The following is a 24,035-nucleotide window of genomic DNA, read 5'->3' on the forward strand; positions in this document are numbered from 1 at the left end:
GGGCCCTCCGGGTACGAGCAGAGGGGGCTGCCATGGCCGTCACCGACGAAGCCATCGAGAAGATCAAGGGCATGATCGTCTCGGGCGCCCTTCGCCCCGGCGACCGGCTCCCCAAGGAGACCGAGCTCGCCGCCGATCTCGGCCTGTCCCGCAACTCGCTGCGGGAGGCGGTGCGCGCGCTGTCGCTGATCCGCATCCTCGACGTACGGCAGGGCGACGGCACGTACGTCACCAGTCTCGACCCGCAGCTGCTGCTCGAGGCGCTCAGCTTCGTCGTCGACTTCCACCGCGACGACACGGTCCTGGAGTTCCTCGCCGTACGCCGCATCCTGGAGCCCGCCGCGACGGCGCTGGCCGCCACCCATATCGAGGCGGCGCAGCTCGACGAGCTCACCGCCCAGCTCGACGACCTGGGCCCCGAGCCGTCGGTCGAGGAGCTGGTCGCCGCGGACCTCGACTTCCACCGCGGCATCGTCAGGGCCTGCGGCAACTCGGTCCTGTGCTCCCTCCTCGACGGCCTGTCCGGGCCGACCACGCGGGCCCGCATCTGGCGCGGGCTGACCCAGGAGGACGCGGTCGGCCGCACCCTGCGCGAGCACCGCGCGATCCTCGCGGCGCTGCGCGACGGGGACGCGGAGGCGGCCCGCTCGTGGGCGACCGTGCACATCGCGAGCGTGGAGCAGTGGCTGCGCTCGACCTTGTGAACTCCGCGGCCCCGGTGGAGTGCGAGCCGTCGACTCGGGGCAGTGTCCGGTCAGCCCCCGGGTTCCAGGGGGCTGCGGAGGGCCCCCGCGGACGCCGTAAGGTGGGCAGGTACGCGAGGGCACGTCGGAAGGAGGCACTGGGTGATCGAGCTCGAGGGGGTTCCCGAGCTGGTCGACCCGGTCATGGTGGCCGCGTTCGAGGGCTGGAACGATGCCGGCGACGCCGCCTCCACCGCGGTCGCGCATCTCGACAAGGAGTGGAAGGGCGAGGTGTTCGCGGCGCTCGACGCCGAGGACTACTACGACTTCCAGGTCAACCGGCCCACGGTCTTCCTGGAAGACGGCGTGCGCAAGATCACCTGGCCGACGACCAGGCTGTCCGTGGTCCGCGTCGGCGGCGACAAGCCGCGTGACCTGGTGCTGGTCCGCGGCATCGAACCGTCCATGCGCTGGCGGTCGTTCTGCAACGAGATCCTGGGCTTCGCGCACGAGCTGGGTGTGGAGCTGGTCGTCATCCTGGGCGCGCTGCTCGGTGACACCCCGCACACCCGCCCGGTGCCGGTGAGCGGGGTCACGTCCGACGCCGACCTGGCCACGCGCATGGACCTGGAGGAGACCAAGTACGAGGGTCCGACGGGCATCGTCGGCATCCTCCAGGAGGCGTGCACGCACGCGGGGCTGCCCGCTGTGTCGCTGTGGGCGGCGGTGCCGCACTACGTGTCGCAGCCGCCGAACCCGAAGGCGACGCTGGCGCTGCTCAACCGCCTGGAGGACCTGATCGACCTGCGCATCCCGCTGGGCGAGCTGCCCGAGGACGCGCGGGCCTGGCAGCGCGGGGTGGACGAGCTGGCGGCGGAGGACAGCGAGGTCGCCGAGTACGTCCAGACGCTGGAGGAGGCGCGCGACACCGCGGAGCTGCCGGAGGCGTCCGGCGAGGCGATCGCCCGCGAGTTCGAGCGCTATCTGCGCCGCCACGATCCCAGCTCGCCGCAGAGCGGACACGCGACGGACGGCGGTGAGTCCTCGACGTACCTGCGGGACAATCCGGGCGGTCGTACCCGTCCGCCGAAACCGCCACGGCCGGAGGGCGACGAGACGACCGAGGAGTGACGAGGAAGGGCCGGGACCCGTACGGGTCCCGGCCCTTCGCGCACCCTCGGGTCACACCTGGTCGACCGCGATCACGTCGTAGTCGGTGTCCGGGGTGGGCACCTCCACGTCGAAGCGGGCGTTCGGCAGATAGAGCCGCCGCCCGTACGCGGCGATGGTCGTCGGGATCCGGAACCGCGGGTCCGTGATCCGGGCGACGGCGACCCCGCGCGTGCCCGCCGCGTCGAGCCGGAACACGTCGATGGCGTTCTGCCACTGCTGTGCCACGTACAGCATCCGGCCGAGGAGCAGGATCCCGTCCCCGTTCGGCACGGTCGCCCCGCCGAGGTCGATGGCGCGCGCCGCGCCCGTGCGCGGGTCGACGCGCATCAGGCTCCCGCCGCCCGCCACGGTGTTGACGACGATGAGGGCCCGCCCGTCGGGGGTCCGCGCGATGCCGTTCGCCGTGAAGTCGGGGCCCTGCTCCCACTCCCCCGTGAGCGGCAGGGTCCGCACCGTCCCGGGCTCTCCGTGTCGGCCGAGCCCGAGCCCGTACAGCTGCGGCTTGTACGAGTCGGTGAACCACGCGGCGCCGGGCGTGAGGACCACGTCGTTCACCATGGTGCCGTCGGAGCCGACGACGTACGTCTTCTCGATCCGGCCGTCGTGGGCCGACGCGACGCGGATCTCACGGCTGGTGGCGCCCGCGAGGTACAGCCGGCCGTAGTCGTCGATCTTGAGTCCGGCGGTCGGGTGCGCCTCTCCCAGGCCGGTCGGGACGAGGGTGCCGCGCCCTGTGGCCAGGGAGGCGCGGTACAGGTCACCGCCGGCGAGCGAGCCGAAGTACGCGTACGGGGAGGTGCCGATGGCGATGCCCTCGGGCCGGAATCCGTTCGGCAGCGGGAAGCGGGTGGGCCCGCTCCCCGCCGCCGTGGGGGAATCGGCCGCCCGGGCGGTGCCCGCGGCACGTCCCAGGAAGCCGGCCGCTCCGGCGGCCATGAAGCTTCTTCGTGCGAAGGAACGGTGCATGGAGCGTCCTTCCGCAAAGGGCCGGAGCGGCGTCCGTGCCGCCCGGCCGAAGGGTCAACAGACGCTCATACCCCACCACATGACCCATCTCTCCGCAGGCTTTGGCCGGTTTGCGGCGTGACATCGGTTTCCGGACGGATTGCAGGGGGTTCCCCGTTCAACTTGATTTCAAACGCACTTGGGGAACGAGGGCTGGACGGGCGGGCCAGGCCGTAGCAGGGTGTGCCCCGACGCACGCGACACAGCACGGACACACCCGAACGACCAGCTAGGGCGAGGGGAGCTGTGGACCGATGACCGACCAACACGCGGAACCGGCGCGGGGCCCGGGAACCGCGGGTCCAGGACCGGACGGAACCGGTTTCGCCTACCAGGGAGCGGAAGAGGAACTGATCGTCGTGGCGCGGCCGGAGGCCCGGCTGCGCGCCCAGCCGGACGGAGTCAGCTCGGCCGCGGGCGCCGACGTGTCGGCGCTGAACATGTTCCTCGGCGACGAACAGCTCGCCCTGGAGCCGCTGTTCGGCAACGAGGAGCGGTTGCAGGGCATCACCGAGGCGGCTCAGGCCGGGGCCGACATCCCCGATCTGGCGCTCTTCTACCGGGTGCGCGGCGGCGCCGACCGCGCCCAGGAGCTGCGGTCCAGGATCGCGGCGCTGCCGGAGATCGACACGGCGTACGTGAAGCCGGGCGCGGTACCGGCCGGTTCGGCCGCCGAGTTCGAAGAGGCGCGGCGGATGAAGGAGAAGGCGGCCGCCACGCCCGACTTCACCGGCAGGCAGCGGTACCTGGGCCCGGCGCCCGAGGGCATCGACGCGCAGTGGGCGTGGCAGCGGCTCGGTGGCAGCGGCGAGGGCGTCACGGTGATCGACGTCGAGGGCGCCTGGCAGCTCGGCCACGAGGACCTGTCGGCGAAGCTCGCCGGCGTCGTGGTCGGCACGCCGATCTCCGATGTGGCGTGGCGCAACCACGGCACGGCCGTGCTCGGCGTGATCGGCGGTGACCGCAACGAACGCGGGATCACCGGGATCGTCCCGGAGGCCGTGACGGCGGCGGCGTCGTTCCAGGGCGTGGGCACGGCCGCGGCGATCCACGCGGCGGCCGAGCGGCTGAACCCGGGCGACATCGTCCTGGTCGAACTGCACCGCCCCGGGCCGCGGTTCGACTTCGAACCACGTGACGACCAGCGCGGCTACATCGCCCTGGAGTGGTGGCCGGACGACTTCGCGGCCATCAAGTACGCGACGGCGAAGGGCATCGTGGTGGTCGCCGCGGCGGGCAACGGCGCCGAGTCGCTCGACGACGCGGTGTACGAGCGCCGTCCGGACGAGTTCCCGGCCTGGTGGCACAACCCGTTCAACCCGTCGAACCGCTCCTCCGGCGCGGTCCTGGTGGGGGCGGGGGCGCCGCCGCCGGGCACGCACGGCCGCGACCACGGCCCGGACCGCTCGCGGCTCGCGTTCTCCAACTACGGGGCGCGGCTCGACGCCCAGGGCTGGGGCCGTGAGGTCACGACGACCGGCGGCTCCTGGAACGGGCCCGGAGATCTCCAGGGCGGCGCCGAGGAGATCGCCTGGTACACCGACACCTTCTCCGGCACCTCGTCCGCCTCCCCGGTGGTCGTCGGCGCGCTGGCCGCGCTCCAAGGCATGCTCAAGGCCGGCGGCCAGCGCCCGATGACGTCGCAGCGGGCCCGCGAGGCGCTACGGGCGACCGGCTCACCACAGCAGGACGCCCCCGGCCGGCCCGCTTCGCAGCGGATCGGCAACCGGCCCGACCTCAGGGCGGCGGTCACGAACCTGCTGCCCTCCACGGTCGGCTCGGGCCAGGCCGAGCGGTACTGGGACGAGCTGATCCCGTATCCGCCCGAACTCCCGCCGCGGCTGCGGCTGTTCGTGGCGGGCTCCTGGAGGAATCTGAACCATCCGTCCCCCGAGATCCGCCAAGCGGTGCACGCCGCTTTCGCGGGGGGACGGCCCGACATCCGTGTCTGGTTCTCGGACGACGAAGTCGTCGGCCTGGTGGTCACGGGCTGACGTACGACCACGCTATGACGAGAAGGGGTACCCGCATGAGCACCACCCCGCAGATCGGTCAGCAACAGCAGCAACAGCCCTTCGGACAGCAGCAGGGCCAGCAGGGTCAACAGGGGCAGCAGCAGGGCCTCCAGCCGATTCCGCGCAGCGCCCAGCAGGGGCAGCAGGGCCAGCAAGGGCAACAGGGTCAGCAGCAGGGCATCCAGGGTCCGAGCACGATGCCGCCGCAGTTCGGCCAGCAGCAGCAACAGCCCTTCGGACAGCAGCAGTTCGGACAGCAGCAACAGCAGCCGTTCGGGCAGCAGCAGATCCCGCAGCACCTTCAGCAGCAGCTCCAGCAGATGGGCCAGCAGCAGCCGTTCCAGCAGCTGCTCCACCAGATGGGCCAGCAGCGCGGCCAGCAGCAGGGGCAGCAGTCCCAGGTGCCGCAGACCGAGGTCCCGGAGATCTCGACCCAGGCCCTGGTCACGGGCGTCGCGCAGAACTTCTTCGACTACGTCCAGCCGCTCCCCGGCCAGGCCGAGCTGCTGTACCTGTTCGTGGACAACGCCTGGCGCGTCCTGGTGAACCCGGTCGACGAGACGCACGAGATGGTCCAGCAGGCGTTCGCCTTCGGGCAGCAGGTCATCGCCTTCTACGACAACGCCAACAACCCCGGTCTCATCGTCGGCGTGGCGATCACCCGCTGACGTGACCCGACCGCGGCGCCGGACGGGAGAACGAACCCCGTCCGGCGCCGCTCCACGTCAACTCCCGGCTGCACAGGTGAACTTGGCGGCGGCCCAGTCCCCGTGGTCCCCGGTCTTCGACCCGTTCGTGTCGGTCACCTTGAGCCGGACGTGGCGCGCGCCCGACACGTCGACGTCGACCGGCACGGTCGCCGAGGCGCCGGTCACCTTCGGCGAGGTCCACAGCACCGTGCCGTCGGCCTCGACGGAGAAGGCGACCTCCCCGTATCCGTTGATCTCGTCGTCGATCCCGACGTCCGCGGTCAGCTTCGTGCACCGCCCGCCGAGATAGACCTCGATGTCGGAGTCGGCGTGCACGCCGATCCCCTTGGCGTACGTCTTCCCGGCGAGGGTGAGGGTGTGACCGTCGGTGGCGCCCGACTCGCCGTTGCTGCGGTCGCGCTCGGCGGGCCCGTAGCCGTTGGTGGACCTGAGCCACACCAGGTCGCTCGCCCAGGCGTCACCGGTGGGCGGTGGCGGCATCACGGAGACGGCGAAGTGCCCCTGGGCGGTGCGTTGTTGACCGGCCGCCCGGTAGCGGGCGGTCGCGGTGAGCGCCTGTTCTCCCGCGGTGGCTCCGGCCGCCGGGGTGACGGCGACCTCGACGCGCCGCGTGGTGCCGGCGGGGACCCGGTCGAGCGTCACGGCGTCGCCGACGCGCCAGCCCTCGGGGGCGTCGAGAGCGACGGCCACGTCGGTGGCGTCCCGGCCGCCCGCGGTGACGTCCACGGCGACCGTGCCGCTCGCGCCCGCGCCGAGCTCCTGCCCGACGGGGGCCGCGACGGTCGCGTCGGCGCCCGGCACGGCTCCGCCCACGGCCGCGGTGTCCCGCAGGTCGAGGGTGAAGGCGCGGCCCGTGGACAGCTTCGCCGTCTTCACGAGGACGACGCCGCCCCGCTCGTCCCGGTCGTAGAACCACCCGCTCCCGGCCTTGTCGTACGCGCTCCTGGAGTCCAGCCGCGCCATCTTCCGCCCGTCGAGCTCGACCTGAGAGGGCGCGTCCCCGGTGTGCACGGTGAACGCGTACGGCCGCGCGCTCTGCTTCCCCCGGTACGTCCCTTCGCTCGCGCCGACCCGTACGCGCACGTCGCCGGGGCCCGACCGCGGTGCGGTGACGTCGGCGCGCTGTGTCGCGTAGGCGCCGTCGCGGTGCGCGCGGGTCACGCCGTCGTCCTCGTACAGCTCGAAGGACGAGCTTCCCTGCGGGTACACGTCCCAGGCGAGCGGCGAGTCCGCGTCCCGGTCGGCGTACGAGCGGATGCCGGGCCACATCGGGACGGCGGCGCCGCCCTTGACGAACAGCGGCAGGGTGTCGAGCGGCGCGCTGTATCCGTCGATCGTGGTCGGCCCCTGGTACACGCGCCCGGTCCAGTAGTCGGTCCACGTCCCCTTCGGCAGATAGATCCCGTCGCGTACGGCGGTGTCCTTGTAGACCGGCGCGACGAGGAAGTCCTCGCCGGTCAGGAACTCGTACTTGGCGGCGTCGGTCGCGACCTTCGGGTCGTCCGGGTACTCCAGCGCGAGCGGCCGCACGGCGCCGACCCCGGTCTTCGTGGCCTGGTGCGCGTACGAGTACAGGTACGGCAGCAGCGACTCGTGCAGCTTGAGGTACTTACGGTTGATGCCGGTGTACGGCTCGCCCTGCCGGAACGGCTGCTTGTCGCTCGCCGCCCATCCGTCCATGGTCATGGTCACCGGCAGCAGCGACTTCCACTGGAGATCGCGTACGTACGTCTTGGGGCTGCCGCCGAAGATGCCGTCCACGTCACCGGTCGTGTAGGCGAGCCCGGACATGGTCGCGCCCGCGTAGGTCGGGATCTGCCAGCGGATGTACTCCCAGGATCCGGACTGGTCGCCGGACCACTGCACGCCGCAGCGCTGGGCGCCGGACCAGCTCTCGGGGGCCCAGGTGAAGCCGCGGGCGTCGGAGTTCTCCTCGATGCCCTGGTAGGCGGCCTTGCAGCCGTCGAGCGCGAACTTGTATCCGGCGCCGACCCAGGCGACGTCGAGTTTGGCGACGCGCTGGCCCGCCTTCACCTGGTCGGCGATCCGGTCGATGCCGTCCTCGGTCCACAGACCGAGCTGTGCGCCGTTCGCCTGGAGGCCCTTCGCCGTCGCGGCGAGGTCCTCGTAGCCGCAGCCGTAGCCGTCGTTGACGAGCATCCAGCCCAGCGGCATGTCGTGCTCGACGTACTGGTCGGCAATCTTGAGCGCGTCCAGGGTGTGCCGCTCGCCGCGGTTGGCGTTGTGCAGATAGCAGTCGGCGTCGCCGATCTCCAGGCCGTAGACGGGCGGCAGGAACGGCTTGCCGGTCAGCTTCGTGTACTGCCCGATGACGTCCTTGGCGCTGTCCCGGCCGCTGCCCGCGAAGTAGTAGGCGTCGAAGCGGCGCTCCTCGGCGGCGGCCGTGACGGGCTCGCCGAAGGTGTACGTGTTCGGGGCGAAGGTGTTCCGGAAGACGCCGTACCCGGCGGAGGAGAGGTAGAAGGGGACGGAGTTGGGGTGGCCCCCGTCGTCCCAGTCGTAGTCGACCTCGGCCTCGACGGTCTGGCCGCGCAGCGAGGTGTTGCCGCGCCCGTTCTGCATGCCGACGCCGTAGAACTGCTCGTCGGCGCCGCGCCCGAGGGTCTGGGTGGTGCTGTCGGCGGACCAGCTCAGGGGCGCGGTCTCGGACCAGACCTGGGTGCCGTCGGCCCGGAACAGGGCGAAGCGCAGCGGGGACTTGTAGGCCCGCAGGGTGACACGGTCGGTGCTGAGCTCGTAGCGGTCGGCCTTCTCCTTCCAGCGGGTGGCGGGCGGCGTGCCCTGCGGCAGGACGATGTCGTCCCCGGCCGGGTCGGTGAACTCGCCGTCCGGCGCCACCTCGATCCGGAAGGTCTCCCCGGACACGAAGCTGACGCGGGCCTCGGCGCTCCCGGCGTCGAAGGTGTAGCGGGATCCGTCGGGGTGGAATCCCGTGACGGCGCCGAGGGCGCCGGTGCCGTCGTCGGCCTGAGCGGCGTGGCCGGGCCCGAGGAGGGCGGCGGCCAGCCCGAGTGCGGTGAGGGCGACCAGGGATCTGAGACGTCGAGGCGTGCTCAATGCTGATTGCATAGCGGTTGTTTAGCGCAGAAACGAGCACACGGCTAGAGGCACGGAAAAGCCCCTCCGGTGCGGGAGGAGCCGGTCCGGGGCAGCGCCCCGCGACCTCGACTCCTCCCACCGGAGGGGCTGTTCGCAGCTGGAGCAGGACTACAGGGCCACCCCGAGCAGCGCGTCGACCGCCCGGGACACCACCCCCGGCGCCCCTTCGTCCGTACCGCCGTCGGCGGACTGGGCCGCGGCCCACCGGTCGACGGCGGCCAGCGCGGCGGGCGCGTCCAGGTCGTTCGACAGCGCCGCGCGGATCTCCTCGACCAGCGCCTGGGCGGGGAGGCCGTCGGGCCGGGACACCGCCGCGCGCCAGCGCCCGAGCCGCTCCACGGCGTCCTCCAGGACCTGGTCGGTCCACTCCCAGTCGGCCCGGTAGTGGTGGGCCAGGAGCGCGAGCCGGATCGCGGCCGGGTCGACCCCGTCGCGGCGCAGCGCCGACACGAAGACGAGGTTGCCCTTGGACTTGGACATCTTCTCGCCGTCGAGGGCGACCATGCCGGCGTGCACGTACGCCTTGGCCATGGGGAACTCGCCGGTCAGCACCTGCGCGTGCGAGGCGCCCATCTCGTGGTGCGGGAAGGCCAGGTCGGAGCCCCCGCCCTGGACGTCGAAGCCCATGCCGAGGTGGTCGAGGGCGATGGCGACACACTCGATGTGCCAGCCGGGGCGCCCCTGGCCGAGCGATCCGCCGTCCCAGCTGGGCTCGCCGTCGCGGGCGGCCATCCACAGCATCGGGTCGAGCGGGTTCTTCTTGCCCGGCCGGTCGGGGTCGCCGCCCCGCTCGGCGGACAGGAGCCGCATCGCCGCGGCGTCGAGGTTCGAGACGGACCCGAAGTGCGGGTCGGCCTCGACGGAGAAGTAGATGTCGCCCTCGAGCTCGTAGGCGGCACCCGCGTCACGGAGCCGCTCGACGAGCGGCACGATGCCGGGTATCGCCTCGACGGCTCCTATGTAGTGCTGCGGCGGCAGCATCCGCAAGGCGGTCATGTCCTCGCGGAACAGGGCGGTCTCGCGCTCGGCGAGGCCCTCCCACTCGATACCGTCGCGCACGGCCCGCTCAAGCAGAGGATCGTCGACGTCCGTCACGTTCTGGACGTAGTGAACCTGCCGCTTGGTGTCGAGCCACACGCGCTGCACGAGGTCGAACGCGTTGTAGGTCGCCGCGTGACCCATATGGGTCGCGTCGTACGGAGTGATGCCGCAGACGTAGATACGGGCGACGGGACCGGGGTCAAGGGTGACGAGCCCACCGGTCGCGGTGTCGTGGATCCGAAGGTCGCGGCCCTTGCCAGGAAGGGCGGGGACCTCAGAAGCGGGCCAGGCATGCATGCCATGAGCCTAACCGGACGGTGCTTCCGTATACGAACCGGACCAGGCCTGATGACCGACAAGGCCCTCTTGCGCCGCCGCGCCGCACGGGTTAGGCCTCCACCGTGGCGCGGATCGCGTCCGAGAGTCCGAAGTGGCGTATCCCGTGCAGCAGATGGGCGCGCAGGCCGCACACGAAGTACGTCCAGCCCTGTGTCTGGCCCACGGCGTGGGCCGCGCCCTCGACACCGTCACCCATCGGCTGCTCGGTGATGGTCAGCCGCGTGGCCCCGTCCGCGTCCGCCAGCGTGATCGCCACGTCGCCGCCGGGCCAGCTCCAGGAGATCAGCCGATCCGTCTCGATCTCGCCGATCCGCACCTCGAACGTGGCGTCGACATGTCCGAAGCGCCAGGTCACGGTCGTGCCGGGGATCATCGGGGCGGACGCCTCCGCGGTGAAGAAGCTCGACAGGCCCTCCGGACTGACGATGGTGTTGAACACGTCCTTGACCGGGCGGTCGATCCGGTCCTCGACAATCAGCTTGGTCATGCCCTCGAACGTAACGCCGACCGCTGACAACCGCCCCCGGGCGCCACGGAACCGCAGGTCGGAGCCGCCACCGGGTCAGATCGGCGGCCACGGGATCGCGGGCCACTCGCCGCTCGGCTCCCGGTGCCGGCCGCTCTTCAGCAGGGCCGCCACCCGGTCCCGTACGGCCTCCAGCTCGACCGTGGTGATCAGCCCGCCGAGCCGCACGGCCAGCGGTTCGCCGTCCCTCAGGCGCCCGCTCAGCGCCTCCAGGGCGGCGCGCGCCTCATCGGTCAGCGGCTCCCCCGCCCAGCCCCACAGCAGGGTGCGCAGTTTGTCCTCGGCGTTGAACGTGACCCCGTGGTCGATGCCGTACAGGTGCCCTTCGGCGTCGACGAGCAGATGCCCGCCCTTGCGGTCGCCGTTGTTGATGACCGCGTCGAGCACGGCGAGCCGCCGCAGCCGCGCGTCGTCGGCGTGCACGAGCAGCGCGGTGCGCCCCTCGCCGACCTCCGCGAAGCCGATCGCCTTCCAGCCCTCGCCGGGCTCCTCGCCGTCGACGAGCGCGAGCAGCTTGTCGCCGCCGGCGTCGGCCTCCCCCTCGTCCTCGCTCTCGCCCCGCGGGCCGTCGATCCAGAGCTGGCACATGCCGTCGCCGTACGGCCCGTCACGCAGCACGGTCGGCGGCACGAGGCCCCAGCCGAGCGCCTCGGAGACCTCGTACGCGGCGACCTCGCGCTGGGCGAGCGTGCCGTCGGGGAAGTCCCACAGGGGGCGCTCGCCGCGCACCGGCTTGTAGACGCAGGACGCCTCACGGCCCTCGTGCGTGACGGTGCACAGCAGGACGGCGTTCGAGGCCTCACGGATCTGTCCCCGCACCGTCAGCTCCCCGTGTGCGAGGAGGGCGAGGTCGTCGCGGTCGCTCACGCGCCGCGCCGGTATCCGTTCTGGCGCGGACATACGTGTCCCTCCGGGTCGAGCGGGAGACTGCACAGGGGGCACGGCGGGCGGCCGGCGTTCACCACGTCAAGGGCCCGCTTGGCGAAGGCGCGGGCCTGCGGCCCGGTGAGGCGGACCCGCAGCATCGGCGGCCCGTTCTCCTCGTCCTGGAGAAGCCTTTCCTCGGCTTCGGCCAGGTCTTCGTCGGTGTCGGCGTCCAGCTCGACGAGTGCCTGCGCCTCGACGATCATGCGCTGCTCGTCGCCGTCCCAGGCGAGGGCCATCGTGCCGACGCGGAACTCCTCCTCGACGGGGCTCTCCAGGGGCGCCGTGTCGGAGATCTCCATCGGGGCGGTGGCGGGCACCGGAGCGCTGCCGCCGCTGCGCCGCACGACCTCGTCGAGCAGCTCGTCCATGCGCTCCGCGAGCGCGGCCACCTGTGTCTTCTCCAGCGCCACACTGGTGACCCGGGCTCCTGCCGTGGCCTGAAGGAAGAAGGTGCGGCGCCCGGGGAGCCCGACCGTACCGGCCACGAAACGCTCCGGAGGGTCGTAGAGGAACACCTGACGGGACACGTCCTGTCTCCATGAGATCGGGGGATCGACTGGTTTACCGGTGCTTCACCCTACTGCGGCCGACGATCACGGTGCGCCCGCGCCGCCCCCGACGGGGGCGTCCGGGCCCGCCGGTTCCGCGCGCGGCGCCAGGGACGCGAAGTCTCCGGTGTCACCGAGGCGTACGAGAAAGGGGCGCAGGCGCGTGTAACGGATCGCCGTGATGGAACACGGCTCTACAGAGATGCGCTGAAAGAGGTCCAGATGCAGCCCGATGGCGTCCGCCACCAGAGACTTGATGATGTCGCCGTGCGAGCACATGACGTACGCGGCGTCCGCGCCGTGGTCCCGCTCCACGCGCGCGTTCCACTCACGTACCGCCTCGGCGGCCCGGTGCTGCATCTGCCGCATCGACTCGCCGCCGGGGAACGCGGCGGCCGTCGGGTGCTGCTGCACAACCTGCATGAGCGGCTCGTCGGCGAGCTCGGCGAGCTTGCGGCCCGACCAGTCGCCGTAGTCGCACTCGCCGATCCGGTCGTCGGTGTGCGCGGTCAGCTCGGGCCGCGCGGCGAGCAGCGGCGCCACGGTCTCCTGACAGCGTTGCAGGGGGCTGGTGACGATCTCCGCGAGGGGCACGTCCTTCAGCCGCTCGGGCAGGCTCGCGGCCTGCGCGGCGCCGCGCTCGTCGAGGGCCACGCCGGGGGTCCACCCGGCGAGCAGACCCGCGGTGTTGGCAGTGGACCGTCCGTGCCGGACAAGGATGAGCGTGGGCATACGGGCCAGCCTAGGCGCATACGGAAGTGCGGCCCCCGTACCCCCTGGGAAGAATGCCTCTCATGATCGTCGACTGCGCCATCTACCAGGACGGCCGCCGGACCGAGGGCCCCGACGACTTCTCCGACGCCCTCGACGCGGCACGGGCGGCGGGCGACGCCTTCGTGTGGATCGGGCTCCACGAGGCCACCGAGGACGAGTTCGAGCGGGTCAGCCAGGAGTTCGGGCTGCACCCCCTGGCCGTCGAGGACGCGCTCAAGGCGCATCAGCGGCCGAAGCTGGAGGTCTACGACGACTCGCTCTTCGTGGTCCTCAAGCCGGTCGTGTACGAGCCGAGCAGCGACAAGGTGTCCACCGGCGAACTGATGCTCTTCCTGGGCGACTCGTTCGTGGTGACGGTGCGGCACGGCGAGGGCGCGCCCCTGAAGGCCGTACGGCAGCGTCTCGAGGCGGATCCGGAGGTCCTCAAGCAGGGCCCCACGGCGGTCTTCTACGCGATCGCCGACGCCACCGTCGACCACTACCTGGAGGTCGCGAACGAGCTCCAGACCGACCTGGAGGAACTGGAGGCGGAGGTCTTCTCGCCGGACGGCGGCGGTTCGCGGGACACGGCGTCGCGGATCTACACGTTCAAGCGGCAGATCCTCGAATTCCGGCGCGCCACCGGGCCGTTGGCGATGCCGCTGGCGCGGCTGTCCGGGGTGGGCCCGTGGGGGCTCGCGTCCGTGCCGTTCGTCAACGAGGACGCGAAGCCCTTCTTCCGTGACGTGAACGACCACCTGACGCGGGTCAACGAGTCCGTGGACAGCCTGGACCGGCTGGTGTCGGACATCCTCTCGGCGCACCTGGCGCAGATGAGCGTGCGGCAGAACGACGACATGCGGAAGATCTCCGCGTGGGCGGCGATGGCCGCCGTGCCCACGATGATCGCGGGCATCTACGGCATGAACTTCGACCACATTCCGGAGCTGCACTGGGTCTGGTCGTACCCGGCCGTGATCGTGCTGATGGCCGCCCTGGAGCTGCTGCTGTTCCGCCTCTTCAAGCGACGCGGCTGGCTCTAGCGGCTCCCCGCCGCCCGGGTCACGCGAACTCCACGGACGTGGTGGCCGGACCGCCGAGGGCGTCGCGGCGCTCCGGCATCGTCAGGGACACCATCCGCCGCCAGCCGCCGAGCCGCTCGTACGCGTACACGGCGTGGATCCCGGCGGCGAGCACGGCCGCCTTCGGCTTCGACCAGCCCAGGAGGCGGCCCATGTGGTCCATGACGGCGAGCGAGACGTCCCGGTAGACGGCGATCTCGGCGAGGGCGCACGCGCGCAGGGTGCGCTGGATCGCGCGGCCGTGGCCCGCGCGGGCGAAGCGGAGCAGTTCCTCGTGACAGTAGGCGAGGTGGTTGTCCTCGTCGTTCGAGATCATCTTCACCGCGCGGCCGATGTCGGGGTGGTGCGCGAAGTGCTTGCGCAGCAGCTCCATCTGCTCGGAGGCGCGCTGTTCGGTCACGCGGCTGTGCGCCAGGTACGTGACGATGTCCTGCACGGTGAGCGGCTCCTCGCGCCGCAGCCGCTCGTGCGTGAGCCCGATGCCCTGCCGTTCCAGGAGCATCGTGTAGTCCGCCTCCTCCGGTACGGGGACCGGGTCGAGGCCGCGCTTCTTCATCAGGGCGTTGAAGATGCGCCCGTGCTTGTCCTCGTCCGCGCCGTGCCGCGCCACCTTGGGGGCGAGGGCGCGCTCGCTCTCGGGGACGAGCGCGGCGATCCGCGCGTTCTCCCAGCCGCCCTGGGACTCTCCGCCCGCGGCGATGGAACAGAACAGCCGAAAGGACTCGTCGTCGTCGAGGATCTCCTCGAACAGGCTCTTGGCCGACAGCATCGTGGGTGTACCTCCTTGCCCCGGGCGGTCTTCCGCGTCCGCAAAGAACGAGTCAAATGCGGTGTGCGGGTCGGGGCAACAGGTGAGCGGGCCAACTCGGCCGAACGAAGGACCTCCCGCGGGGAGCCGAGGCGTAACCACGCGCGCGGTGACGCGTTGTGCTCCGTGACGGCCGTGGCGGGGAAGACCCCCCGAGCCCCCACCACGGCCGCTGAAACGTCCTTCTGATCCCCCCGCTGCTACGCGAGTCCGGCGCGCTCGACGGCTTCCACGCCCGCGCGCAGCGAGGCGAGGCGCTCGTCCAGCGTGAAACCGGCCGGGGACAGCGTCAGGGTGGTGACACCGGCGGCGGCGTAGGCCCGCATCCGGTCGGCGATCCGGTCCACGGAACCCAGCAGCGTGGTGGAGTCGATGAGCTGGTGCGGGATCGCCGCGGCGGCGCCGTCCTTGTCGCCGGACAGGTACTTGCCCTGGACCTCGGCGGCTTCCTTCTCGTAGCCCATGCGCTGCGCGAGCTGGTTGTAGAAGTTCTGCTTGGCGCTGCCCATGCCGCCCACGTAGAGCGCGGTGTACGGGCGGAAGCCGTCGGCGAGCGCGGTCACGTCCTTGTCGTCGCCGACGGCGATCGGCACGGTCGGGCAGACGTCGAAGCCCTCCATGGTCTTGCCGGCCTTCTCGCGTCCCGCGCGCAGGTGCGAGATCGCCGTCTCCTCCAGGTGCTCGGCGGACGGGAAGATCAGCAGGGCGCCGTCGGCGATCTCGCCGGTCTGCTCCAGGTTCTTGGGGCCGATCGCGGCGATGTAGAGCGGGATGTGCTCGCGCTGGGGGTGCACGGTCAGCTTGAGCGCCTTGCCGGGGCCGTCGGGCAGCGGCAGGGTCCAGTGCGCGCCTTCGTAGGAGACCCGCTCGCGGCTCATCGCCTTGCGCACGATGTCGACGTATTCACGGGTGCGGGCCAGCGGCTTGTCGAACTTCACGCCGTACCAGCCCTCGGAGACCTGCGGCCCGGAGACGCCGAGGCCGAGGCGGAAGCGGCCGCCGGAGAGCGTGTCCAGGGTCGAGGCGGTCATCGCCGTCATCGTGGGCTGGCGGGCCGGGATCTGCATGATGGCCGAGCCGACGTCGATGCGTTCGGTCTGCGCGGCCACGAAGGAGAGCACGGTGACCGTGTCGGATCCGTAGGCCTCGGCCGCCCAGCACACCGCGTAGCCGAGCTTGTCGGCCTCCTTCGCGACGGCCAGATTGTCGGTGTCCATACCCAGGCCCCAGTACCCGAGGTTGATGCCGAGCTTCATTGACCACATCCCCTTAACGCCGTGCGGATCCGCTGGTTTACCCATCGGTAATGTCTCTCGCCGGGCACCCTAGCGCGACGGGTCCGACGACAGATATCCACAGGGGCTCCGATCCTGACCTTGGGCCAGTAATCTCAGCGCCCATGGAGCAGAGGCATCTCGGCCGCACCGGCCTGCGCGTGTCCCGGATCGGGCTCGGCACCCTCACGTGGGGCCGGGACACGGACGAGCACGACGCCGCCGACCTGTTGAAGACGTTCTGGGAGGCGGGCGGCTCGCTCGTCGACACGGCCGACGTGTACGGGGACGGGGAGTCGGAGTACCTGCTCGGCCGGCTCATCGAGGGGCTCGTGCCCCGCCGCGATCTGGTCATCTCCACGAAGGCGGGCAGCGTGCCCGACCCCGAGCGGCGCTTCGACGGCTCGCGCGGCCATCTGCTCTCCGCGCTCGACGCGTCGCTGGCCCGGCTCGGCACCGACTACGTCGACCTGTGGCAGGTCCACGCGTACGACACGCAGACCCCCCTCGACGAGACGTTGCAGGCCCTCGACATCGCTGTCAGCAGCGGGCGGGCGCGGTACGCCGGTGTCTCGAACTTCTGCGGGTGGCAGCTGGCGAAGGCGGGCACCTGGCAGCTCGCGGCGCCGGGCGTGCGCACGCGTCTGGCCAGTACGCAGATGGAGTACTCGCTGTTGCAGCGCGGCGTGGAGCGCGAGGTGCTGCCCGCGGCGCTCGACCTGGGGATCGGGCTGCTGCCGTCGTCGCCGCTGGGCCGCGGCGTGCTCACCGGCAAGTACCGCGGCGGCACGCCCGCGGACTCGCGGGGCGGCTCCGACCACATGGCGCCGTTCGTCGCGCCGTACCTGGACGAGGCGGCCGGGCACATCGTGGACGCCGTCTCCATAGCGGCGGACGGGCTCGCGGTGACTCCGTTGCAGGTCGCGCTCGCCTGGGTGCGGGACCGGCCGGGGGTGGCCGCACCGATCGTCGGCGCGCGCAACGCGCAGCAGCTCGCGGCGGCGTTGTCAGTGGAGGCCCTTAGTCTTCCTGACGAGATCTGCCAGGCGCTCGACGATGTGTCGGCGCCCGTGCACCGCTATCCCGATCAGGACTGGAGCACGTTGTGAGTACGGAGTCCGCTGCCGCGGAGAACGAGTCCGGGGCCGGCCCCGACGCCGGGCCGGACGAGACGCCCGCCACCCCGAAGGCGGACGCCTCCGGCGAGGCCGGAGCGGCTGCCCACGACGACACGGCCGCGCCGGGCGACGAGGCTGACGAGGCCGGGGAGAGCGCCGACGGTGCCGGTGCGGCGGCGGAAGCCGCTCCCCAGCCGTCGGAGGCCGAGGCCGAGCTGGCCGCGCAGCGGAGCTCCGGGAGCGGATCGCACAGCGCAAGGCCGCCAAGGAAGGGCCGATCGAGGCCGGCGCGAAGCTGAGCGGCACGGCCGCCGACCTGCTGGCCGCCGTGCGGGCCGTGGAGAGCGGCGAGAAGCCGGTCGCCACCGTGTTCGCGGAGCCGGCGCCCGAGCCGCGCCGGGTCGTCACGGCCGAGCCGGTGCGCAGGCCGCAGCCGGTGCCCGCCGTCGACGCGGGGCCCGACGGCGAGGCCGTGGCCGCGGTGCGGGCCGTGCTCGGCGAGGGCGGGGCGCCGGACGCGCTGGCCGCCCCGGCCGCCGCGACGCTGGGCGAGGAGCGGACGAGCAACTGCGGGCGGACCCCTGGCAGTTGCTGCGGGTCGGCGGTGTGCGGCCGGAGCAGGCCGACGGGTTCGCGCGGGCGCTGCTCGGCGCCGACTGCGCCCCGGACGACGAGCGCAGGGGCCGCGCCGTCACCGTATGGCTGCTCGAACAGGCCGCCGTCGCCGGGCACACGGCCCTCGACCTGGCGGTGCTGACCGAGGCGCTCGGCAAGCGCGGGGTGAGCGAGCCGGACGAGGCCGTGCAGAGCGCCGTCGCGGAGGGCGACGCGCTGATCTTCCAGGACGCGCTCGACGACACCCCCGCTCCGGAGCCCGCGGAGGGTGAGGAGGAGGTCGAGCGGCCCGTCCGGATCCTGGTCGGCCTGGAGCGGTACGCGCTCGCCGAGGAGAGCCTCGCGGACGGCATCGCCCGAGTGATCAACTCGGGGCCCAAGGACGGCGGCCCGCTCGGCGAGGGCTGGGAGGACGCCGCCGGCGCCGCGGGCGGCAGCACGGCCGAGCTGATCCGGGCGATCGGCGGGCACCGCCTCGTGCTGCACACCGGCGGCGAAGCGGCCCGTGCGGAGCCGATCGGCGCGGCGGCGGCCGCGGCCCGGCTCGGTCTGCGGGTCTGCGTCGCGGCGCACAGCGCGGACGGGCGGCGGCGTGCCGCGGAGCTGCTCGGGCCCGACGCGCCGGAGAGCGCCACGGCCACCGTCGCGGGGCTGCTGGCCGGGGCGGAGGGGCCCGCGCGGGACGGGGAGGGTGCGTTCGCCCTGGATCTGCTGGTCGTCCTGGACGCGCCGCAGCTGGACGTGGAGGGCGCCGCGATGCTCGTCGAGCTGCTCGCGGACGGCTGCGGGCTGGTGCTCAGCGGTGACCCGGGCACCCTGTGGTCGGCGGGGCCCGGCCGGGTGTTCGCGGACCTCCTGGCCGCCGCGATCTGCCCGCGCGTCGCCTCGCGCACCCCGGACCCCGGACCGATCGGGGAGCTCGTCTCCGGGATCGGTATCGGCGAGCTCAACCAGGTGGAGGCGCCCGGCAAGGAGGTCGTGATCGTGCCGGTGCGGGACGCCGCCGAGGCGATCCACCGCACCGTGCAGCTCGTCGCGGACTCGGTGCCGCGGGCGATCGGCGTGCCGGCCGACCGGACGCAGGTGATCACTCCGGGGCACGGCGGCGCGGCGGGCACCCGTGCGTTGAACGCGGCGCTCAAGGAGCGGCTGAACCCGGGTCCGGGGCGGTTCGCGGGCTTCGACCCGGGAGACCTCGTGGTGTATGTCCCGGCGCCCGGCCGGATCCGTCCGGGGCGGGTCGTCGGCGCCGACCCGCAGGGGCTGCGCCTGGAGTGCGACGGCGAGCCCGTCCTCGTACCGAAGGACCAGGTCGAGCGGGCGGTGCGGCACGGGTGGGCGGTGACCGGGCACCAGGCCGTGGGGCTGCGGTGGCCGGCCGCCGTGGTCGTGCTGCCGGGGGACGCCACGCAGGCGCTCAGCCGGCCCTGGGTGTACACCGCGTTCGGGCGCGGAGAGCGGCATCTGTCGGTCGTGCACGGGGCGGACGCGGCGCTGGCGCGGGCCATCGCGGAGGTGGCCGCGAAGCCGCGTACGACCCGGTTGCCGGTCCTGGTCCGCGCCCAGGTACCCGCGGCCTAGCCGGCGGTGGGCGACCTCCCGTACCGGTCCGCCGGTCCAGGAGGTCGCCCTCGCACGCGTGGCTAGCGGTCCGCTTCCTCCAGCGTCTCCACGTCCGTGGCGTCGGCGACGTCCGTGACGTCTTCGAGGCCCACCTCGTCCAGGTCGTCCGTGACATCGTCCAGGTCGTCGTCGAAGACCGCGCTGACGTCGAAGCGGCAGACGACCCGCTGCGGGTCCGCCTGGTCGAAGGGGGACTCCAGCCACTCCCCCGGCTCCGGCGGATCGTCGGACGCCGTCACCCAGAGTGTGGAGTCGCCCTCCTCCAGGCCGAACTCCTTGTGCCGCGAGGCGATCTCGTCCGGCTCGAACTCGCCGAAAAGCACCCCCAGGGCGGTGTGCACACTGCTGCCCGCTCCGGTCTCGGCGTCGGCGTCCAGGTCGGCGACCCGGCCCGCCTGGGCCAGCAGTCGCTGCGGTTCCACCACGGCGTAGTCGCGTCGGATCAGCACGCTCAGCGCGTTCGGCTCCTCCGGCCCGGTGTACGGGGGCAGCGCGTCCTCGCCGCCGGGGATCTCGAAGGGGGTGACCTCGTCGTAGCGGTCGTAGAGGAGCTCGTCGTACTCCTCGGCCGCGGCGGCCAGTTCGTTGAACGCTTCGTAGACGGCCGGGTCGTCCTCTCCCGACCTGCGCTCGACAGCCGCCAGGTGGCGGTCGAGCGCAGCCTTGACCGCCTCGGCGGCGGCGCGTACCTCGGCAGCGGTGGGCTGCGCAGCATCAGACATAGTGCAGACGCTATCCGTACCGGGCCACTGCCCGCACAATAGATGCGATGCCGGAATACGAATTTGTCGACGTGTACGTGCCGCGCGGGGTCTCCCGCAAGGAAGCGACGCGTCTGCTGACAGACCATGCAGAGTACGGACACTGGGAGTTGGACCGATTGAGCCTGCGCCGCGACGGCAGTCGCCGCGTACGCCTTCGCCGACGGATCATCCGCCAGCTACGGGCCACATGGTGACCTGAACCTGACGGGTCGGCGACCGAAAACGGAGCGGGCCCCGCCGATGCGGGGCCCGCTCCGTTCGTACCGCCGACGCGGTTCAGGCTGCCGTCACACCGCGGCCTTCGCGCGGCGGTAGAGCACCGCGCCCGCGAGCAGCGCGCCCGCGCCCACCGGGATGACCGCGCCGATCGGCAGCGAGCTGCCGGTCATCGCGAGCTGGGACTCGCCCTTGGGCTGGGTGACGGCCTGCGTCCCCGGCTGGTTGGGGGTGTCCGTGCCCGGCGCGCCCGGGGTGCCCGGCACGGTGCGGTCCGGCGACGTCGGGTGGCCCGGCGTCCCGGGGTGGCCGGGGGTGCCCGGGTTGCCCGGGTGCTCCGGTCCCGTCGGGGGCTGCTCGTGGTCACCGGGGGGCGTGTCGGTGTTCGCGCAGTCGTCGCCGTAGCCCGCGTTGCCGGCGCCGCCGACGCTGACCGAGTTCCCGCACGCGTTGACCGGGACGTCGACCGGTACCTCCACGTGGTTGCCCGAGCCGACGCCCGGCGAGTCACTGGTGTGTCCGCCGGCCTGCGAGCCGCCGCCGGACGGGTGCTGCGACCCGCTGCCGCCGTCGTCGTCCGACGTGTTGGCGCAGCTGTTGCCCACCGCCGGGTTGAGCAGCCCGATGACGTTGACGGTGTTCCCGCACAGGTTGATCGGGACGTCCACCGGGACCTGGACCGCGTTGCCGGACGCGACGCCCGGCGAGTTCGACGCGCTGCCGTTCGCACCGGAGTCGGCGTGCGCGTAGCCGCCGGTGACGGCGAGCACGCCGGACGCGGCGGCCGCGGTGATCAGGCCCTTGCGCATGACCTGTCGCATAGCTTTCCCTGCCTTAGAACGTTGCCTAAGCACCATCTGGAAAGGCGAAGGAGCGGTGTGCCCCCGCGCCGAATGCCCAAGCGGCCCCGGAGCGCATGGCGCGCACTCCGAGGCCGATGGGCTCAGCCCCTCACGGGGTGAGGCACAACAACGTCAGCTGTTGGCGCAGGTGTTGCCGAAGGTGGGGTTCAGCAGCCCGATCACGGAGACCGTGTTGCCGCAGACGTTCACCGGCACGTGCACGGGCACCTGGACGACGTTGCCCGAGAGCACGCCGGGAGACTTCACGGCGGCACCCTGGGCACCAGCGTCGGCGACGGCCATACCCGCACCAGCGAGAACCAGGCCACCAGTGGCAGCCGCAGCAGCGACGACCTTCTTGATCATTATTCCTCCTTGTTGGCAATGCAGTCCCAGCCGCGGACTGCACTCCCTGTAACGAAGAGGAACGTATGGGGCTACGAGCGTATGGTCTCTTTCACTCTTTTCAGTCAAGTGCGCACGCACGGGCGATTGTCGGGATCACGCTGGGTTGACGTCAGGACGCGTCGATGAACCGGTCGAGGACCCGCACGCCGAACTTGAGTCCGTCCACCGGCACCCGCTCGTCGACCCCGTGGAACATGCCCGCGAAGTCCAGCTCGGGCGGCAGCTGGAGCGGCGCGAAGCCGAAGTTGCGGATGCCGAGCTCCACGAAGGACTTGGCGTCGGTGCCGCCGGAGAGCATGTAGGGGATGGCCTTGGCGATGGGGTCCTCGGCGACGAGCGCCGTCTGCATGGCCTCGACGATCGCGCCGTCGAAGTCCGTCTCGACCGCCTTGTCGCTGTGCACGTCCTCGCGCCGCACCTTGGGGCCGAGGATGCGGTCGAGGTCGGCGAGGAACTCCTCCTCGTGGCCGGGCAGGTAGCGGCCGTCGACGTGGGCGGTGGCCTCGCCGGGAATGACGTTGACCTTGTAACCGGCACCCAGCTGGGTGGGGTTGGCGGTGTTGCTGAGGGTGGCGCCGATGAGCTTGGCGATGCCGCCGAGCTTCGCGATCGTCTCCTCCATGTCCTCCGGGTCGAGCTCGGTGCCGAGCGCGTCGCCGAGTTCGTCGAGGAAGTGGCGGAGCGTCTTGGTGACGCGGACCGGGAACTTGTGGCGGCCGAGCCGGGCGACGGCCTCCGACAGTTCGGTGATCGCGTTGTCCCGGTGGATCATCGAACCGTGCCCGGCGGTGCCGGCCACGGTGAGCTTCATCCAGTGCATGCCCTTCTCGGCGGTCTGGATGAGGTAGAGCCTGCGCTGCTCGTTCACGGTGAACGAGAACCCGCCGACCTCGCTGATCGACTCGCTCACGCCCTCGAAGAGTTCCGGGTGGTGGTCGACGAGGTGGTGCGCGCCGAACACGCCGCCCGCCTCCTCGTCGGCGAGGAACGCGAGGACGATGTCGCGCGGGGGCTTGCGGCCGGTGCGCAGCCGGTCGCGGACGACCGCGAGGGTCATCGCGTCCATGTCCTTCATGTCGACCGCGCCGCGGCCCCACACGCAACCGTCGGCGACCTCGCCCGAGAAGGGGTGGTGGGTCCAGTCCGCCGCGTTGGCGGGGACGACGTCGGTGTGGCCGTGGATGAGGAGCGCGGGCCGCGACGGGTCCTCGCCCTCGATCCGGGCGACCGTGGAGGCGCGGCCGGGATGGGACTCGAAGATCTTCGGTTCGAGGCCCACCTCGGCGAGCTTCTCCGCGACGTACTCGGCGGCCTTGCGCTCGCCGGGACCCGAGTGATCGCCGTAGTTGCTGGTGTCGATCCGGATCAGGTCGCGGCAGAGGTCGACGACCTCGTCCTGACCGGAGACGGCCCTGCCCGTGCTCGGCTCGCTCACGCTTGTTCCTCTCTCCGTGGGGGGTGCCCCTGTGGATGTCTCCCATCCTCTCTCTCCGGCCGCCCGCACCCAAGGCCGGGCGCCTGTCGTCACGTGCCGTTCACAGCGCCGACCTGCGGAAAGGGGGTGTGATCGAGGCACTCGGAAACCCTGGTAATGTTCTCTGTGTCGCCGCGGGGAACACCCCGCAGAAAGCGGCAGACACCTTGTCCGGGTGGCGGAATGGCAGACGCGCTAGCTTGAGGTGCTAGTGCCCTTTATCGGGCGTGGGGGTTCAAGTCCCCCCTCGGACACAGAGACCGGAGGCCGGTCGGGAGAGATCCCGACCGGCCTTCGGCGTTGTGCGTTCCCGACGGTGTTCAGTCGTCGCTCGGGGCGGGTGAGGGCAGGGAGCCCGAGCAGCTCGCCCGGCCGAAGGAGCCGGCCGCGGTCGCGCTCTGGACGTGGCGGCCGCGGATCGCGAGCGCGCAGGTGGCGGTGGTGCCGTCCTCGCCGAGGACCACGGAGACCACCGGCGCGCGCCCGAGCGGCACCCGGACCGTGGTGCGCCACGGCAGCCGGGCGCCGGAGACCGAGACGGCGGTGCCGCGCTCACTGGCGCCCTGGTAGCTGATGTCGGCCCGACCCTCGCCCTTCACCTCGTACGTCACCGACGCCGTCGGCACGTGGCGGCGCCGCTCCTCGTCGTCGCCGCCGAGGACGCCGTAGAGGACGAGCCCGCCGCACAGGGCCAGGGCCACCGCCGCGGCCAGGATGCCGACGCGGTCGGCGCGCGGTCCGCGCCGGTCGGTGTCGTCCGCGGACGGGTCCACCGGTTGCCGGGCCTGCTCCTCGGCCGGTGATTCGGTTCTGCTGGTCATGCCGTCCCTCCCCCTGGGCCCGGCCCGGCGCCGGTGCGACGCCCAGATACAAGGGCGGACCGTGACGCCGTGTCAAGTGTGGTCACAAGTACGGCATTCGGGATTCGGAACGGTCAACTCCCCCCGCTTTCAAGACATTTGAAGTCAGTG

21 protein-coding genes, 1 tRNA gene and 1 pseudogene are annotated in these 24,035 nt (G+C 72.1%); 9 read left to right on the forward strand and 14 right to left on the reverse strand.

The window, feature by feature from the left end; translation table 11 throughout:
* Positions 1–32 precede the first annotated feature (32 nt).
* Positions 33–704 (forward strand): FadR/GntR family transcriptional regulator, encoded by a 672-nt coding sequence (locus tag V2W30_RS07760; protein WP_338694737.1) that lies wholly within the window; start codon positions 33–35, stop codon positions 702–704.
* Between the two features lie 141 nt (positions 705–845).
* A complete protein-coding gene (locus V2W30_RS07765; protein ID WP_338694739.1) occupies positions 846–1,814 on the forward strand; it encodes a PAC2 family protein in 969 nt (322 codons plus the stop codon).
* 51 nt (positions 1,815–1,865) lie between these two features.
* On the opposite strand, the gene V2W30_RS07770 is transcribed toward V2W30_RS07765, so the two are convergent.
* Positions 1,866–2,822, reverse strand: a complete 957-nt coding sequence (locus V2W30_RS07770; RefSeq protein WP_338694741.1) for a superoxide dismutase — start codon at positions 2,820–2,822, stop codon at positions 1,866–1,868.
* A 293-nt stretch (positions 2,823–3,115) separates the two neighbouring features.
* Here V2W30_RS07770 and V2W30_RS07775 point away from each other — a divergent pair, with 293 nt between their 5' ends.
* Together V2W30_RS07775 and V2W30_RS07780 are read left to right on the forward strand one after the other, a co-directional pair.
* Positions 3,116–4,855, forward strand: a complete 1,740-nt coding sequence (locus tag V2W30_RS07775; protein ID WP_338694742.1) for a S8 family peptidase — start codon at positions 3,116–3,118, stop codon at positions 4,853–4,855.
* Positions 4,856–4,890: 35 nt separating this feature from the next.
* Positions 4,891–5,544, forward strand: coding sequence for a hypothetical protein (locus tag V2W30_RS07780; RefSeq protein ID WP_338694744.1), 654 nt, complete (start codon positions 4,891–4,893; stop codon positions 5,542–5,544).
* 57 nt (positions 5,545–5,601) lie between these two features.
* Here V2W30_RS07780 and V2W30_RS07785 read toward each other — a convergent pair whose 3' ends face one another.
* The 6 genes from V2W30_RS07785 to V2W30_RS07810 all read right to left on the reverse strand — a co-directional run bounded on the left by V2W30_RS07785 (position 5,602) and on the right by V2W30_RS07810 (position 12,819).
* Positions 5,602–8,664: an NPCBM/NEW2 domain-containing protein gene (locus V2W30_RS07785; protein ID WP_338694746.1), complete on the reverse strand. Its 3,063-nt coding sequence runs from the start codon at positions 8,662–8,664 to the stop codon at positions 5,602–5,604.
* A 150-nt stretch (positions 8,665–8,814) separates the two neighbouring features.
* On the reverse strand, positions 8,815–10,044 hold the full coding sequence (mshC, locus tag V2W30_RS07790) for a cysteine--1-D-myo-inosityl 2-amino-2-deoxy-alpha-D-glucopyranoside ligase (protein WP_338694747.1): 1,230 nt from the start codon (positions 10,042–10,044) through the stop codon (positions 8,815–8,817).
* Between the two features lie 91 nt (positions 10,045–10,135).
* Positions 10,136–10,573: an SRPBCC domain-containing protein gene (locus tag V2W30_RS07795; protein ID WP_338694748.1), complete on the reverse strand. Its 438-nt coding sequence runs from the start codon at positions 10,571–10,573 to the stop codon at positions 10,136–10,138.
* 75 nt (positions 10,574–10,648) lie between these two features.
* Positions 10,649–11,512 carry an SCO1664 family protein gene (locus V2W30_RS07800; RefSeq protein ID WP_338694749.1) on the reverse strand — a complete coding sequence of 288 codons (864 nt, stop codon included), beginning with the start codon at positions 11,510–11,512 and terminating at the stop codon, positions 10,649–10,651.
* A complete protein-coding gene (locus V2W30_RS07805) occupies positions 11,476–12,066 on the reverse strand; it encodes a DUF3090 domain-containing protein (protein WP_338694750.1) in 591 nt (196 codons plus the stop codon). The genes V2W30_RS07800 and V2W30_RS07805 overlap by 37 nt, the downstream gene beginning before the upstream one ends.
* A gap of 66 nt (positions 12,067–12,132) precedes the next feature.
* The gene (locus V2W30_RS07810) at positions 12,133–12,819 is read right to left on the reverse strand and encodes a histidine phosphatase family protein (RefSeq protein ID WP_338694751.1); all 687 of its coding nucleotides are present in this window, start codon (positions 12,817–12,819) and stop codon (positions 12,133–12,135) included.
* 62 nt (positions 12,820–12,881) lie between these two features.
* On the opposite strand from V2W30_RS07810, the gene corA reads away from it, so the two are divergent.
* Complete coding sequence (gene corA, locus V2W30_RS07815) at positions 12,882–13,883, forward strand: magnesium/cobalt transporter CorA (protein ID WP_338694752.1); 1,002 nt, start codon at positions 12,882–12,884, stop codon at positions 13,881–13,883.
* A gap of 19 nt (positions 13,884–13,902) precedes the next feature.
* Here corA and V2W30_RS07820 read toward each other — a convergent pair whose 3' ends face one another.
* Both V2W30_RS07820 and V2W30_RS07825 read right to left on the reverse strand, forming a co-directional pair.
* Positions 13,903–14,691 (reverse strand): ferritin-like domain-containing protein, encoded by a 789-nt coding sequence (locus V2W30_RS07820; RefSeq protein WP_338694753.1) that lies wholly within the window; start codon positions 14,689–14,691, stop codon positions 13,903–13,905.
* Positions 14,692–14,930: 239 nt separating this feature from the next.
* The gene (locus tag V2W30_RS07825; RefSeq protein WP_338694755.1) at positions 14,931–15,986 is read right to left on the reverse strand and encodes an LLM class F420-dependent oxidoreductase; all 1,056 of its coding nucleotides are present in this window, start codon (positions 15,984–15,986) and stop codon (positions 14,931–14,933) included.
* Between the two features lie 143 nt (positions 15,987–16,129).
* Between V2W30_RS07825 and V2W30_RS07830 the strand changes: the two genes are divergently transcribed.
* Both V2W30_RS07830 and V2W30_RS07835 read left to right on the forward strand, forming a co-directional pair.
* Positions 16,130–17,113, forward strand: coding sequence for an aldo/keto reductase (locus tag V2W30_RS07830; RefSeq protein WP_338694757.1), 984 nt, complete (start codon positions 16,130–16,132; stop codon positions 17,111–17,113).
* Positions 17,110–19,318 (forward strand): annotated as a pseudogene (locus V2W30_RS07835) (helix-hairpin-helix domain-containing protein). Before V2W30_RS07830 ends, V2W30_RS07835 begins: the two are co-directional and overlap by 4 nt.
* A 62-nt stretch (positions 19,319–19,380) precedes the next feature.
* Here the strand turns inward: V2W30_RS07835 and V2W30_RS07840 are convergent.
* Entirely contained in the window at positions 19,381–20,082 is a 702-nt protein-coding gene (locus V2W30_RS07840; protein ID WP_338694758.1) for a hypothetical protein, read from the reverse strand.
* A 47-nt stretch (positions 20,083–20,129) separates the two neighbouring features.
* Between V2W30_RS07840 and V2W30_RS07845 the strand changes: the two genes are divergently transcribed.
* Positions 20,130–20,318, forward strand: coding sequence for a DUF5703 family protein (locus V2W30_RS07845; protein ID WP_189827295.1), 189 nt, complete (start codon positions 20,130–20,132; stop codon positions 20,316–20,318).
* A gap of 93 nt (positions 20,319–20,411) precedes the next feature.
* On the opposite strand, the gene V2W30_RS07850 is transcribed toward V2W30_RS07845, so the two are convergent.
* From V2W30_RS07850 to V2W30_RS07860, 3 genes are all read right to left on the reverse strand, one after another.
* Positions 20,412–21,161, reverse strand: a complete 750-nt coding sequence (locus tag V2W30_RS07850) for a chaplin (RefSeq protein ID WP_338694765.1) — start codon at positions 21,159–21,161, stop codon at positions 20,412–20,414.
* 153 nt (positions 21,162–21,314) lie between these two features.
* Positions 21,315–21,548, reverse strand: coding sequence for a chaplin ChpH (gene chpH, locus V2W30_RS07855; RefSeq protein WP_338694767.1), 234 nt, complete (start codon positions 21,546–21,548; stop codon positions 21,315–21,317).
* 151 nt (positions 21,549–21,699) lie between these two features.
* Positions 21,700–23,025, reverse strand: coding sequence for a M20/M25/M40 family metallo-hydrolase (locus tag V2W30_RS07860; RefSeq protein WP_338694770.1), 1,326 nt, complete (start codon positions 23,023–23,025; stop codon positions 21,700–21,702).
* A 208-nt stretch (positions 23,026–23,233) separates the two neighbouring features.
* On the opposite strand from V2W30_RS07860, the gene V2W30_RS07865 reads away from it, so the two are divergent.
* A tRNA-Leu gene (locus tag V2W30_RS07865) sits at positions 23,234–23,318 on the forward strand.
* A gap of 66 nt (positions 23,319–23,384) precedes the next feature.
* Here V2W30_RS07865 and V2W30_RS07870 read toward each other — a convergent pair.
* Positions 23,385–23,885 (reverse strand): MmpS family transport accessory protein, encoded by a 501-nt coding sequence (locus V2W30_RS07870; protein ID WP_338694771.1) that lies wholly within the window; start codon positions 23,883–23,885, stop codon positions 23,385–23,387.
* Positions 23,886–24,035: the final 150 nt, after the last annotated feature.

Source organism: Streptomyces sp. Q6 (assembly GCF_036967205.1).
GTDB classification, from domain to species: domain Bacteria; phylum Actinomycetota; class Actinomycetes; order Streptomycetales; family Streptomycetaceae; genus Streptomyces; species Streptomyces citrinus.